11 protein-coding genes are annotated in these 12322 nt (G+C 66.1%); 6 read left to right on the forward strand and 5 right to left on the reverse strand.

All coding sequences use genetic code 11. The features are described 5' to 3' along the window. The first annotated feature begins 195 nt into the window (after window positions 1-195). Window positions 196-846: a GntR family transcriptional regulator gene (locus tag AC6LJ2_RS16085; RefSeq protein WP_263912664.1), complete on the forward strand. Its 651-nt coding sequence runs from the start codon at window positions 196-198 to the stop codon at window positions 844-846. 157 nt (window positions 847-1003) lie between these two features. Here the strand turns inward: AC6LJ2_RS16085 and AC6LJ2_RS16090 are convergent, their stop codons facing one another. Both AC6LJ2_RS16090 and AC6LJ2_RS16095 read right to left on the reverse strand, forming a co-directional pair. Further along, window positions 1004-1990: a Bug family tripartite tricarboxylate transporter substrate binding protein gene (locus AC6LJ2_RS16090; protein WP_263912665.1), complete on the reverse strand. Its 987-nt coding sequence runs from the start codon at window positions 1988-1990 to the stop codon at window positions 1004-1006. Window positions 1991-2070: 80 nt separating this feature from the next. After that, window positions 2071-3195: a muconate/chloromuconate family cycloisomerase gene (locus tag AC6LJ2_RS16095; RefSeq protein WP_263912666.1), complete on the reverse strand. Its 1125-nt coding sequence runs from the start codon at window positions 3193-3195 to the stop codon at window positions 2071-2073. Window positions 3196-3302: 107 nt separating this feature from the next. Between AC6LJ2_RS16095 and AC6LJ2_RS16100 the strand changes: the two genes are divergently transcribed. The 4 genes from AC6LJ2_RS16100 (at window position 3303) to AC6LJ2_RS16115 (ending at window position 6397) form a co-directional block, all read left to right on the forward strand. After that, a complete protein-coding gene (locus AC6LJ2_RS16100) occupies window positions 3303-4187 on the forward strand; it encodes a LysR family transcriptional regulator (RefSeq protein ID WP_263912667.1) in 885 nt (294 codons plus the stop codon). A 126-nt stretch (window positions 4188-4313) separates the two neighbouring features. Beyond that, a complete protein-coding gene (locus AC6LJ2_RS16105) occupies window positions 4314-4811 on the forward strand; it encodes a hypothetical protein (RefSeq protein ID WP_263912668.1) in 498 nt (165 codons plus the stop codon). Window positions 4812-4867: 56 nt separating this feature from the next. Then, a complete protein-coding gene (locus AC6LJ2_RS16110; protein ID WP_263912669.1) occupies window positions 4868-5305 on the forward strand; it encodes a hypothetical protein in 438 nt (145 codons plus the stop codon). Window positions 5306-5350: 45 nt separating this feature from the next. Continuing rightward, entirely contained in the window at window positions 5351-6397 is a 1047-nt protein-coding gene (locus AC6LJ2_RS16115; RefSeq protein WP_263912670.1) for an ankyrin repeat domain-containing protein, read from the forward strand. A 53-nt stretch (window positions 6398-6450) separates the two neighbouring features. Here AC6LJ2_RS16115 and AC6LJ2_RS16120 read toward each other — a convergent pair whose 3' ends face one another. Continuing rightward, window positions 6451-9573, reverse strand: a complete 3123-nt coding sequence (locus tag AC6LJ2_RS16120; RefSeq protein WP_498151729.1) for a CheR family methyltransferase — start codon at window positions 9571-9573, stop codon at window positions 6451-6453. A gap of 245 nt (window positions 9574-9818) precedes the next feature. Continuing rightward, a complete protein-coding gene (locus AC6LJ2_RS16125) occupies window positions 9819-11000 on the reverse strand; it encodes a TGL-type protein-glutamine gamma-glutamyltransferase (RefSeq protein ID WP_498151730.1) in 1182 nt (393 codons plus the stop codon). Between the two features lie 185 nt (window positions 11001-11185). Between AC6LJ2_RS16125 and AC6LJ2_RS16130 the strand changes: the two genes are divergently transcribed. Continuing rightward, window positions 11186-11677 carry an aldehyde dehydrogenase family protein gene (locus AC6LJ2_RS16130; RefSeq protein ID WP_498151748.1) on the forward strand — a complete coding sequence of 164 codons (492 nt, stop codon included), beginning with the start codon at window positions 11186-11188 and terminating at the stop codon, window positions 11675-11677. A gap of 73 nt (window positions 11678-11750) precedes the next feature. Here AC6LJ2_RS16130 and AC6LJ2_RS16135 read toward each other — a convergent pair whose 3' ends face one another. Then, a complete protein-coding gene (locus tag AC6LJ2_RS16135; RefSeq protein WP_263912673.1) occupies window positions 11751-12314 on the reverse strand; it encodes a hypothetical protein in 564 nt (187 codons plus the stop codon). Window positions 12315-12322: the final 8 nt, after the last annotated feature.

A 12322-nucleotide genomic window follows, 5' to 3' on the forward strand; every position in this document is an offset into this window, starting at 1 on the left:
GCATTAAACGGGCTACCGGCACCCGCTGTCTCTCGGGGTTTTCCTGGGCATGGCGGCTGCCGCCGCCTCAGCCGGCTGATGGCCGGCATCCCTCAGCCGCGCGGCGCCCGCCGGGCGGCCTCACGCATCAGGTATCACGTGACCCGGACCTCGCCCGCATCCTCCGCCTCGTCTTCATCCTCTGCCGGCCGCCTCGTGCGCAAGACCGCCGTCGACCTCGTGGTCGACGACCTGCGCGACCGGATCCTGTCCGGCGCCATCGCGCCCGGCTCGGCCTTGCGGCAGGAACTGCTGGCCGATGAACTGGGGGTCAGCCGGCTGCCGGTGCGCGAAGCCATCCGCCAGCTCAGCGCCGAAGGGCTGGTCGACATGATTGCGCACCGCGGCGCCTACGTCTCGATGCTGTCGCGCGCCGAAGTGCAGGAATTCTTCGACATCCGCCTGCGGCTCGAACCCTGGTTGTTCAGCCTGGCCGTGCAGCAGCACGAGGCGGCCGACCTGGACCGCGCGGCCCAGGTGGTGGCCGAGATGGACAGCGCCGCGCCCGATCAATGGGGCCGGTTGAACTGGCAACTGCACGAGCTGCTGTACCGCGCCGCCCAGCGGCCCGCGGCGCTGGCGATGGTGCGCGCCCTGCATGAAAAGTCCGAGCGCTATTTCCGCTTCCAGATCGTCAATGCGCCCATCCGCCAGCAGGCCCACGACGAACATTCCGAGCTCATCGCGCTCAGCCGCCAGGGCCAGGCCGACAAGGCCGAGGCCGCGTTGGAACGCCACATCGCCCAGGCGGCCGACCAGATCCTGGCCATCGTCGATCATCTGCTGGATGCGACGGCGCCGGCCTAGCAGCCGGCACGCGATCGCCGCGCCGCACGTCATCGCAGGCTCGCCGTCACGGCAAACGGTGCGTTTGGCGCGCCCGACGCGACAGCGCCGGCCCGGGCAAAGCCCGGCCGGCGCATCCAAGGCAGCCCGAAGGCCGCCATTCAAGCCCGCAAGCGGCTCAGTTGATCTTGATGTTGCGTTCCTTGACCAACACCTTCCACTGCGCCGTTTCCTTGGCCAGGTGGTCGCGCAGTTCGTCGGGCGAGCCGCCGATGGATTCCGCGCCGATCGAATCCAGCGTGGCCTTCACCTTGGGCTCGTTCAGCGCCTGGCGCATGGCGGCGTTCAGCTTGGCCACGACTTCCGGCGGCGTGCCGGCCGGCGCAAAGGCGGCGAACCAGGGCATCAGTTCGTAGCCGGGCAGGCCGCTTTCGGCCACCGTGGGCACGTTGGGCAGCGCGGCCGAGCGCTTGCTGGTGGTCACCGCCAGCGCGCGCAGCTTGCCGGCTTCGATGTGCGGCTTGGCCGACGTGATGCTGTCGAACATGTAGTCGACCTGGCCGCCCAGAAGGTCCGCGATGGCCGGGCCGCTGCCCTTGTACGGCACGTGCAGCATGTCGATCTTGGCCATCGACACGAACAGCTCGCCCGCCAGGTGAATCGACGTGCCCACGCCGGCCGACGCAAACGTGTAGTGGTTGGGCTGCGCTTTCGCCTTGGCGATCACGTCGTCCACGCTCTTGACGTCGTTGCGCGCGGGGTTGGTGACCAGCACGTTCGGCACCACCGCCAACAGCGAGATCGGCGCGAAATCCTTGATCGGGTCGTAGTTCAGGTCGGCGTACAGCGCCGGGTTCACGGCCATGCCGTTGGCCACGATCAGGATCGTGTAGCCGTCCGGCTTGGACCGCGCCACGCTGGCCGCGCCGATGTTGCCGCCCGCGCCTGCGCGGTTCTCGACGATGAACGAGGTGTTCAGCTGCTTGCCCATCGACTCGCCCAGCGTGCGGGCGATGCTGTCCATCGCGCCGCCGGGCGGGAACGGCACGATCCACTTGACCGGGCGGTCCGGGTAGCCGTCGGCATAGGCGCCGCTGGCGGCCCCCAGCAGGGCCAGGCCCATGCAGGCCCGGGCAAGGTGTTTGAAGGCGTGGCGAAATGGCATGCTGTCTCCGTCGTGCTTGAATTATTGTTGCCGGCGCAACGGCCGGGGCCGTGCGCGCGGGGGTGATCGGGGCAGGGGGGTCAGTTACCCCTGCGGTAGAACGTCAGTTTGTCTTCGTCCAGTTCCAGCCCCAGGCCGGGGCCGCTGGGTATCTCCATCTCGAAATCCGTGTAGCGCGGCGGGTTGGCGACGATGTCGTCTTTCAGCAGCAGCGGTCCGAACAACTCGGTGCCCCACGACAGGCGCGGCAGGCAGGCAAAGCCGTGGGCCGAGGCGATCGATCCCACGGAGCCTTCCAGCATCGTGCCGCCATACAGCGACATGCCGGCGGCGTCGCCCACCGCGGCGGTGCGCAGCATTTCATGGATGCCGCCCGACTTGGCGATCTTCAGCGCCAGCACGTCGGCCGCGCCCTGGCGTGCGATCTCCAGCGCGTCTTCCGGGCCGTTCACCGCCTCGTCCGCCATGATGGGCACCACGAAGCGCGCGGCCAGCCGGGCCATGCCGGCCAGGTTGGCGCGCGGAATCGGCTGCTCGATCAGGTCCACGCCGGCCGCTTCCAGGCGCGCGATCGCGCCGGCGGCATCGGCCTCGTTCCAGGCCTGGTTCACGTCCACCGTCACGCGGGCACGGTCACCCAGCGCCTGCTTGATGCGCGATACGTGCGCCACGTCGTCGGCCACGGCGCGACGTCCGACCTTCAATTTGAATGTGTTGTGGCGGCGGCTGGCGAGCAGCGATTCGGCTTCTTCGATGTCGCGTGCGGTATCGCCGCTGGCCAGGGTCCACAGCACCGGCAGGCGGGTGCGCACGGCGCCGCCCAGCAGCGTCGACAGCGGCACGCCCAGGCGCTTGCCCTGGGCATCCAGCAGCGCGCTTTCCAGGGCCGACTTGGCGAAGCGGTTGCCGCGCGCCACCGTTTCCAGGCGCCGCATCGCGCCGTGGATGTTGGCTGCGTCCAGGCCAGCCAGCGCGGGCGCCAGATAGGTATCGATCGCCAGCTTCATGCCTTCCGGGCTTTCCTCGCCGTACGACAGGCCGCCGATGGTGGTGGCTTCGCCGATGCCCTCGATGCCGTCGCTGCAGCGCAGCCGCACGATCACCAGCGTCTGGCGCTGCATCACCGCCATGGCCAACTGGTGGGCGCGGATGGTCGGCAGGTCCACCAGGATCGCTTCGACCGAGACTATGCTTACCGGATTCATACTTTTTGCAGCCAGTGTGAACAATAGGCCGCAGTATCGCTTGCAGGATCGAGCGAAGTCCAAGACTATATGGGTCTCTATTGATACCTTTAAGGTCTGAATAAGCCATGCAATTGCGGCAACTTCGGTACTTCCAGGCCGTGGCCGAAGCGGGTAGCTTCACCCGCGCCGCGGAAAAACTGCATATGGCCCAGCCGCCGCTCAGCCGCCAGATCCGCCAGTTCGAAGAAGAACTGGGCGTGGCGTTGTTCGAGCGCACCACCCGGGCCCTGCGCCTGACCGAGGCCGGCCGCTTCCTGCTGGAGCAATCGCGCCTGTTGACGGCGCGGCTGGACGAAGTGCTGGAAGGCACCCGCCGCCTGGGCCAGACCCAGCGCCGCTGGTTCGGCATCGGCTTCGTGCCGTCCACCCTGTACGGCTTCGTGCCCGAACTGATCCGGCAACTGCGCAGCGCCGACCCGCGGGTGGAAGTCGGCTTGGCCGAGATGACCACGCTGCCGCAACTGGAAGCCCTGAAAGCCGGCCGCATCGACCTGGGCATCGGCCGCATCCTGCTGGACGACCCGGCGATTGAACGGCGCGTGCTGATGACCGAACCCTTGATGGCTGCCGTGCCGCTGCACCACGCGCTGGCCGGCAGCGCCAGCGTCACGGTCGACCGCCTGGCCCAGGAACCCTTCGTGCTGTACCCGGCGCGCCCGCGGCCTAACTTTGCCGACCACGTGCTGGGCCTGTTCCGCGCCGCCGGCCATGCGCCGCAGGTGGTGCAAGAGGCCAACGAACTGCAGACCGCCATCGGCCTGGTGGCCGCCGGACTGGGCGTGACCGTGGTGCCGGCGTCGGTACAGCGCCTGCAACGGCGCGACGTGGCCCATGTGGCCATCGATGCCGATGCCTTCGTGTCACCGGTGATCGCCAGCTACCGCAAGGATGACAAGTCGCCGTTCCTGGCGCAGGCCCTGGCCCTGGCCGAGTCGTTGGCCAAGGGGTAACAAACCGTTTTTCGACGATCCATCCTGCGCGGCATTGGGGCACACTACGGCCGGGCGGGTTGCCGGCTACCCCATTTTCCGGCCAGCCCACCCGGACTCCATCACCGAAATGCCCGCCCAGAGGTAATGATGATCGTCAATATCCAGAACAAACCCAAGTGGCTGTTTGCCCAGCTCGGCCAATTGGTCATCGCCGTCGGCCTGCTGTCGCTGGTCTTCAATTACGCCTACCGCTACACCGTCGACCGCCACATCGATACGCCGGTCTTCTACGTCGCCACGGTGGGGCTGGGCCTGATCGCGTTTCTCATCATCCGCAAAGACTACGTCTTCGTGAACCGCTACGAATTCAGCGATACCCAGATCTCGGTCAGCACTTTGCTGGGCGTGAAGAAAACCTATCCCACGGCCCAATACGAATTCGTGCCGTCGCTGCACAAGGCAGTGAACCTGCCTGAGCAAAAGGCGGCCCTGTCGTTCTACGTGCGCGACGCCCAATCCCGGCGCAATGTCCGCAACTATTCGTGGACGGGATTTTCACCCGAAGACTTCCAGAAGGTCTCGCAGATGTACGGCTACCGCGGCGAAACCGATTTCAAGCAGAAGGACTTCGGCAAGCGCTAGAAGCGGGCAGCACGTTCAAATCGGATCTCGGGATCCGTCAATTTTCCTGGAATGCCATGACACTGAAGAAGCAAGGCGACTACTGGTACGGTACGTCGGCAGAAGACATCAAGACCGAGATCGCCAAGTTCAGCCACGACGAATATCCCGCCGTCCGCTACGCGCAATCGGTCTGCACCTGTGGCAACCGCACGTTCAACCTGGAGTCCGACGAGGAAGCCGGCGTCGCCCAACGCACCTGCGCCGAGTGCGGCGTTGTCCATTTCATGGGAGACAGCGCCGAATTCGCCGACGAGGCCGACCTGGGCGGCCATGTCTGCGTGTGCGACGAAGACACCTTCGAATTGATGTCGGGCGTGGCGCTCTACGCCGACAGCAACGACGTGCGCTGGTACTACATCGGCTGCCGCTGCGTCGACTGCAACCTGGTGGGCGTGTTTGCCGAATGGAAGTGCGAGGCCGGCGACGCGGATGCGTTCCTGGCCAAGGTCTGACACACCGTCTCGATCGGACAATCCCACCGCCCTCTGCACAGTCGTATGAAATTGAAGAAGCTATTACCCAAGAACTTTGATGACCTGCTGGCCGAAGGCGACGTCGATGCCTTGAAAGCGGTATTCGCCACATGCAGCGTGGATGCCCGCGGCGGGGTCTTCAAGCAGACGGCGTTGGCGTTCAATGCGTTTCCCGACGAACTCTGCCGCTGGCTGGTGGAGCAGGGCGCGGATATTTCGGCGGCGGACAGCTATGGCGATACGCCCTTGCAGTCGCGCGCAGGGCATTGGCAGGGTCGGCTGGACGTCCTGCTGGACCTGGGCGCGGACGTCCACAGCGGCGAGGGCGGGCGGGGCACGGCGCTGCACAAGGCCTGCGGCGTCGGCCATGCGGACAACGTTCGCTTGTTGTTGCAGCGTGGCGCCAACCCTGATGCCTTGACGGCCGACGGCCTCACGCCGCTGGAATGGGCGCTCCAGCGCTGCAGCAACAGCGGCATTGTCGGCATCGCCAACGTGGCGCCCGTCATGTTGGCAGCCGGCGCGCGCCAGACGCCGCGCATGGAAGCATTCATCACGCAGATCGGCACGCAGTTCGAGTTTCATCGCGCGGGGTTCAATCGCGATTCGGTGGACGAGTACAGCGCCGCGCTCGATCGGCTGTACAGCCTGTTCGCCGTGGCCCCGGTTGCGCGGCGGGCCATGCATGACGGCCGCTCGCCCATCGTCGTCCAGGCCGGCGCATGGCAGGACCAGCACGAAGCGCTGTGGAATCTGCTGGTGCCCTCCAGCGGCCCTGCTGCGACGGTACAAGGCGAAGTCATCCGTCTCTCAGGCCGAATCGCCAACGAACTGGACGGCAATGGCGGCGTGAACTGGGATGCGGATTTTCGCCGCATGGTCGATGCGCTGCTGGGACATCTGGGCTCAGGGACTGCCTTGCCCCCCGCACAGCTGGAACGGGCCGCCACCGCCGCGAAAGCGATCAAGCAGAAGTCGGGCGAGCCCGCCCTGCTGTGCGAAGGGGCGGTCGAATGGGTGACGCGCAATCCGAGTCCCGTCGCCTTGCCTGCGGTGGACTACCGGCGGTAGGTCTGTCCGGTGACTCGGAGGCATTCCTGGGCAAGCCCGGGTGACGCGCCGGATCAGGCCTTGTCGGCGGGCTCCGCGGCGACGTCCTCGCTTTCCAGCGGCACGTCAATACGGCAGACGAGGCCGTCCTGCTTGAACTCCAGCGCCGTCTTGGCGCGCAGGGTGAACGCCAGCGCGTGTTCGATCAGCTCGCGGCCGTAGCCGCGGCGGGTGGCGTCGGGGGGGGTCGGCAAGCCGGTCTCGGTCCAATCGATCAGCAGGTGGTCCTTGCCGTCCTGGGGCTGTACGCGCCAGGCGATGTCCAGGTGCCCGGCTTCGTGGCTCAGGGCGCCATACTTGACCGCGTTGGTGGCCAGTTCATGAATCGCCAGCGCCAGCGTCTGGATACGTTCGGGCAGCACCTGGACGGACGGTCCGGCGAGCGTGATCTGGTGTTCATTGCCCACGGCGTCCAGCTCGCGGCGCAGCATGCCGCCGAATTCGATTTTCTCGTTGCCGCTTTCGCCCAGCAGGCCCTGTACCCGGTCCAGCGCGGCCAGGCGGGTGTCCAGGCGCTTGAAGGGCTCGCCTTCACCCAGCGTGCGCCGGGCCACGTTCTTGACCAGTGCGAGCAGGTTGCGGGTGCGGTGCTGCAGCTCGGAGATCAGGATGCGGTGGCGGCGCTCGGCCCGGGTGACCTGGGTGATATCGATGAACGTCACGACGACACCGTCGACCTGGCTGTCGCTGCCCCGATAGGGCACGAGGCGCAGCAGGTAGTGCTTGCCGTCCAGGGTGCCGGCAATGCGGCGTTCGATCGGCTGGTAGCGGTCGTAGACCTGCTGGATGTCGCTGGCGAACGAGGGCAGGTCAAAGCGGCTGGCCAGATCGGTGATGGGGCGGCCGCAGTCGCCGGGCAGGATGTTGAACACGTCGCTGACGGCGGGCGTGAAGCTGCGGATGATCAGGTTCTGGTCCAGGAACAGCGTGGCGATGGCGGTGCTTTCGAACAGGTTGTGCAGGTCGCTGTTGCTGCGATCCAGCTCGTCGACCTTGCCGTGCAATTCGGCATTGACGGTGTGCAGCTCTTCGTTGAGCGACACCAGCTCTTCCTTGGAGGCTTCCAGTTCCTCGTTGGTCGATTGCAGTTCTTCGTTGACGGACAGCAGTTCTTCGTTCGACGACTTCAGTTCTTCCAGCGCGGTTTCGTATTCCTCGATCATGGATTGCAGGCGTTCGCGCGTGTCGCGCAGCTCGGTTTCCATGTGCTGCGCCGCATCGTGGCGCAGCATGCGCGCGTGGGCCTGCGCCTCGTCCCGCGACAGGACGGGGCCCTGGTCGTCGAACAGGATCAGGTAAAGCGGTTCGCTCTCGTGGCGGGCCGCCAGGGGCTCGACGGTCAGCGATACCCGCTGCACGCGGCCGTCGTCGTCTTCCACCACGACATCCTTGCGTACGGCGGCCTGGCCGGTTTCGACCGCGTCGTGCAGCAGCGTGCGCAGGTCCAGCCGCAAGCCCTTGCGGGCCAGCGTCAGCACCTGCCGCGTGGGTACGCCGGCCGCGGCTTCCAGGTATTTTCCGGTGCGGGTGGAGTAATAGACGATGTCGCCGTCGCGGGTGACCAGCACGTGCGCCGGGGCGTGCTGCGACAGCACCTGGGTGTCGACGGCCTGGCGCAGGGCGGCGGTGCCGGCTTGCGGACGCGGTACGCCGATGCGAGGCTGGCCCCGGGATTGCAGCGATGCCAGCGGCAATGCCGGGCGAGGCGGGGCGGCAACATCGGCGCGGCGCTGGAAAATACGGTGTTTTTTCTCGACGGGGCTGAACAGCTCGCCGAACTGGCTGACGTTCTCGGACATGCCCAGGAACAGGTAACCGCCGGGGCGTAGCGAATAATGGAACGTCGGGATGACCTGCTTCTGGATGTCGCCGCCGAAATAGATCAGCAGGTTGCGGCAGGAAATCAGGTCGATGCGGGAGAAGGGCGGGTCGCGCAGCACGCTGTGCGGCGAGAAGATGCAGAGTTCGCGCACCTGCTTGTTGACCACGTAGCCGTCGCCGTCGGCAAAGAAATGGCGTTCGCGCCGCTCTTGCGACAGGCCCTCGAGCAACTGGCCGGGATAACGCGCGGCCCGGGCCACCGCCAGCGCCCGGTCGTCGATGTCGGTGGCGAACAGCTGGACTTGCGGCGCCACCGACATGCCGTCCATGTGCTCGCGCAGCAGGATGGCCAGGGAATAGACCTCTTCGCCGGTCGCGCAGCCCGGCACCCAGATGCGCACGGATTCGGCCGCGCCGCGGCCTTCGAGCAGCTGGGGAATGACCAGGCGCCGCAACGAATCGAAGGCCTCGGCATCCCGGAAGAAGTTGGTCACGCTGATGAGCAGGTCGCGAAACAGCGCGCCGGCCTCTTGGGGGGCGCTTTTCAGAAGCGCGATATAGCTGTCGAGGTTGTCGATCTGGTTGACGTGCATGCGGCGTTGCACGCGGCGCATGAAGGTTTTGTTCTTGTAGCCGCTGAAGTCGTGGCCGATGCGGCTGCGCAGCAGATTGCTGATTTCAAGCCCCGCTGCGTCCAGCCGCACCGGGCCGCTGGTTTGCGGTTCGTCGGCCGGCGCGTGCAGGGCGAATTGCGCCAGGGGCGGCCCCATCTGGTCGGCGGGCAGCACGAAATCGACCAGGCCGCTGGCGATGGCGCTGTCGGGCATCTCGGGGTTGAGCGGGCCGAAATCGCCGGGCGCTTGCGCCAGCGTCAGGCCACCGTGTTCCTTGATGGCCTTGATGCCGAGCGTGCCGTCGGAATTGCTGCCGGACAGGATCACCCCCGCCGCGAAATCGCCGCAGTCGCGCGCCAGTGCGGAAAAGAACAGGTCGATCGGGCGACGGCCGGGCAGGTCCGCGGCGCGCTTGAGCACCCGCAGGCGGCGGTGGCTGATGGACATCAGTGCGTCTTGCGGCAGCACGTAGACGCAGTTGATCTCCACCGGCAGATTATCGGCGGCGGCCACCACCGGCAGCGTCGTGTAACGCGACAGCACTTCAGGCAGGTGGCTTTCGCGCGACGGGCTCAGGTGCGTGACGACCACGAACGCCACGCCAGGCAAGGGCGGCAGCCCGCGGAAGAAACCTTCGAGTGCTTCGATGCCGCCAGCGGAAGCGCCCACGCCCACGATGGGAAATTCCTGCGGGAGCGTCATGACGAGCCGTGCGGGTTTGATTGGGCGTGCAGCAGATATGGCATGGATGGCTGTAAAGCTGGCCATGGCAAGTGACCCCGGGGCAAGAAAATGGCTCGCAAGGTCTGGTTCAGGCAATGGCCCGTCGATGGAATGAGGGAGAATCCATCGACATTAACACGGGCGCATCGCATTTGTAATAAAGCGAGGGTCTTTCCCGGAATAGGGGGCAATTCTCCGCCCGTCAGGCGGCAGATTCCGCCTGATCAGGCCGCGATGGACAGCGGCCGGGCCGAACCCGGAAAATCCGGCAGCGCAATATCGCTATGGCCGGGGCGCACCCAGCGGACGCGTTCGCGGGTGGCGTCGATGCAGCCGCCCTGGTCGTAGACGCCCTGCGGATCGCGGATGCGCATCATGCGCTCCAGAATCGCGGCGGTGGCCTTGGGATCGGCCAGCGTGTCGTGCACGCGGGCCTTGACCACGTCTTCGTCCATGTAGCGCTTGCCGGCCGTGTCAGTGCGCAGGCCGTCACGCCAATGGAAGATTTCCACGCATTTGGACGTCAGCGTGTAGGGCACGCCGCGTTCCCAGAAATTGTTGAACTGGCCGCCGCCCAGGTAGAACACCCAGGACCCCTCGTAACCCTCGACGTCCGAAGATTCCGCATCGGGATTGCGGAACCACAGGCGGTCGCCCGGCACGTAAAAGCGTTGCGGCAGGGGCTCGGCCAGCGACCCATATTCGTGCAGGAAGGTCTCGTGGAAACTGCCCGACATGACGGCGCGCGTTTCCCATTGGCGCTGCAGGCGCCGCGCCAGATCGGGGTTGGCGCTGTGCAGTTCCTGCGCAATGCCCAGCACCGTGACGTATTCCGTCGCCCGGTAGCACGAGAAGGAATACAGCTGGCCCGAGGCCTCGGGCTGCGTCGCCTTGCGCAGGCCGTCGATCAGCGAGCGCCCGGGCCGCACGGTGAACCCGCGCGCTTCGTCATAGGTGAAGTAGTCGTCGGGCCGCTCGGCGTGTTCGGTGTCGAAGGCCAGCGCGGTCTTGCTGGCGGCCTGCACGATGTAGCGGCGTATGCGCACCGCCGACTCAAGCTCGGCCACGCTGGGGAAGGTGAAGGCGACCGGGCTGGCCAGCATGGTCAGGACGATCTCGCGGTCCAGGTCCGCGGCGTTGGCATCGGTGCGCAGGCTGAGCGCGCGGGCGACGCCGGTGGTGTCGTGGTCGGGCAGGTAGGTGGCGGCGAACCCGGCGTTCAACGCGGCGTGTACGCCAGGCACGGGGCCGGCCAGCAGGTCGCAATGGGCGGTGGCGCGCAACCCCAGGCCGGACAGGAACTGCGCTGTCGCGTCCCGCGCGGCGGCGGCCTGGCGTGAATCGGAGACTTCGATGCGAATCCCGCCTGCGTAAGGCTGATTCGGCGACTGCTGGGAAGACGGCATGAAATACGAATCGAAAAGCGGCAGGAATCAGTATGGATCGGTGCGGCCCGGGCAGAGTTCCCATCAAGCTGCAAGCTGGCGTGAACAACTATTTCAGCGCGGCGTGCAGGGATTTTTGCTGCGGGAATCAACGGCCGGAACTGTTCTGATTGTAGTGATGCGGCCTGAATGGCAGCTTGCAAGGATTGATCGCCAACACGATAAAACTGTCAGCGGATTGTCATGTTCGTCATCAATGCGACGACACGTACGCCGACGCCAGGGCCGCCGGGGCGCGCGTGGTGCTGGGCGGCCAGCCACACGCCAAGGGCGGCTTGTTCTATTCGCCCACGGTGCTGACCGGCCTGGACGACGGCATGCGCATCGCACACACCGAAATCTTCGGGCCGGTGTTCCCGATCTACCGCTTTCACACCGAAGACGAGGTCGTGCAGCGCGCCAATGCATCGGAATACGGCCTGGTGGCCTATGCCTATACCCGCGACCTGGCGCTTGCTTTCCGGCTGTCACGCAACATCGAGTCGGGCATGGTGATGCTCAATTCCGGTTCGGTGGGGACGGCGTCGGTGCCCTTCGGCGGGGTCAAGCATTCCGGCTATGGGCGCGAAGGCAGCCATTACGGCATCGAGGAATACGTCGAGGTGAAGTATGTGTTGATGGCGGGTTTGGACAAGTGAAGGTGACCCTGACCAATCCGCGCGCGGGGCAAACCGTACTGCGCGATGGTCAGGGACGTGATCGCTGCGGCCGTCAGGCGCCGACGTAATTGTCGTCCGAACCCCGGCGCATCCACTCTTGGGTTTCGTGGTTGTGCAGCTGGAAGCCGTCGGGATTGTTCTTGATGGCGTCGAAGGCGAACTCGCTTGCGCCCAGCAGCAGCATGCCGGGCGCCGAGCCGCCGGCCGCCAGGTTCAGACAGAGCTTCGCTCCGGCAAAGGTGACTTTCTGCATGTCGCCCTGGTCCAGACCCTTGACCAGGTCCACGCCATTGTTGATACCGTCGGCGATGTTGGCGAGCGGTCCGGTCCCCATCGCACCGACGATCCTGGCGCCGCCGGCGAACATGGCGCTGGCGTCGCCGTCCTGGTAGGCGCGGGCCGTGCTGACGAAGCTGCCGACGATGCCCAGCTTGCCCAGGAATATGCTGGTGGTCGTCTTCGGAATGCCTTCCTTCATGAAGGTGTCGGCCACCTTGGATGTGGTGTCCAGGGCCGTATCCAACTTCTTGAGGGACGTGTCGGCCTCTTGCAGCGAGGTCGAGGCGGTGCTCGTGGGCCGGAACAGGCTGCGGATACTGTCGAAAGGCGTGCTCATGGTGTCGC

It is taken from the genome of Achromobacter sp. 1014246743 (assembly GCF_059760725.1).

Excerpts from the sequence above, each read along its gene's own strand:
- AC6LJ2_RS16090 (WP_263912665.1), bottom strand. The coding sequence starts at position 1,990 with ATGCCATTTCGCCACGCCTTCAAACACCTTGCCCGGGCCTGCATGGGC.
- AC6LJ2_RS16095 (WP_263912666.1), bottom strand. The coding sequence starts at position 3,195 with ATGAATCCGGTAAGCATAGTCTCGGTCGAAGCGATCCTGGTGGACCTG.
- AC6LJ2_RS16100 (WP_263912667.1), top strand. The coding sequence starts at position 3,303 with ATGCAATTGCGGCAACTTCGGTACTTCCAGGCCGTGGCCGAAGCGGGT.
- AC6LJ2_RS16105 (WP_263912668.1), top strand. The coding sequence starts at position 4,314 with ATGATGATCGTCAATATCCAGAACAAACCCAAGTGGCTGTTTGCCCAG.
- AC6LJ2_RS16110 (WP_263912669.1), top strand. The coding sequence starts at position 4,868 with ATGACACTGAAGAAGCAAGGCGACTACTGGTACGGTACGTCGGCAGAA.
- AC6LJ2_RS16115 (WP_263912670.1), top strand. The coding sequence starts at position 5,351 with ATGAAATTGAAGAAGCTATTACCCAAGAACTTTGATGACCTGCTGGCC.
- AC6LJ2_RS16120 (WP_498151729.1), bottom strand. The coding sequence starts at position 9,573 with ATGACGCTCCCGCAGGAATTTCCCATCGTGGGCGTGGGCGCTTCCGCT.
- AC6LJ2_RS16125 (WP_498151730.1), bottom strand. The coding sequence starts at position 11,000 with ATGCCGTCTTCCCAGCAGTCGCCGAATCAGCCTTACGCAGGCGGGATT.
- AC6LJ2_RS16135 (WP_263912673.1), bottom strand. The coding sequence starts at position 12,314 with ATGAGCACGCCTTTCGACAGTATCCGCAGCCTGTTCCGGCCCACGAGC.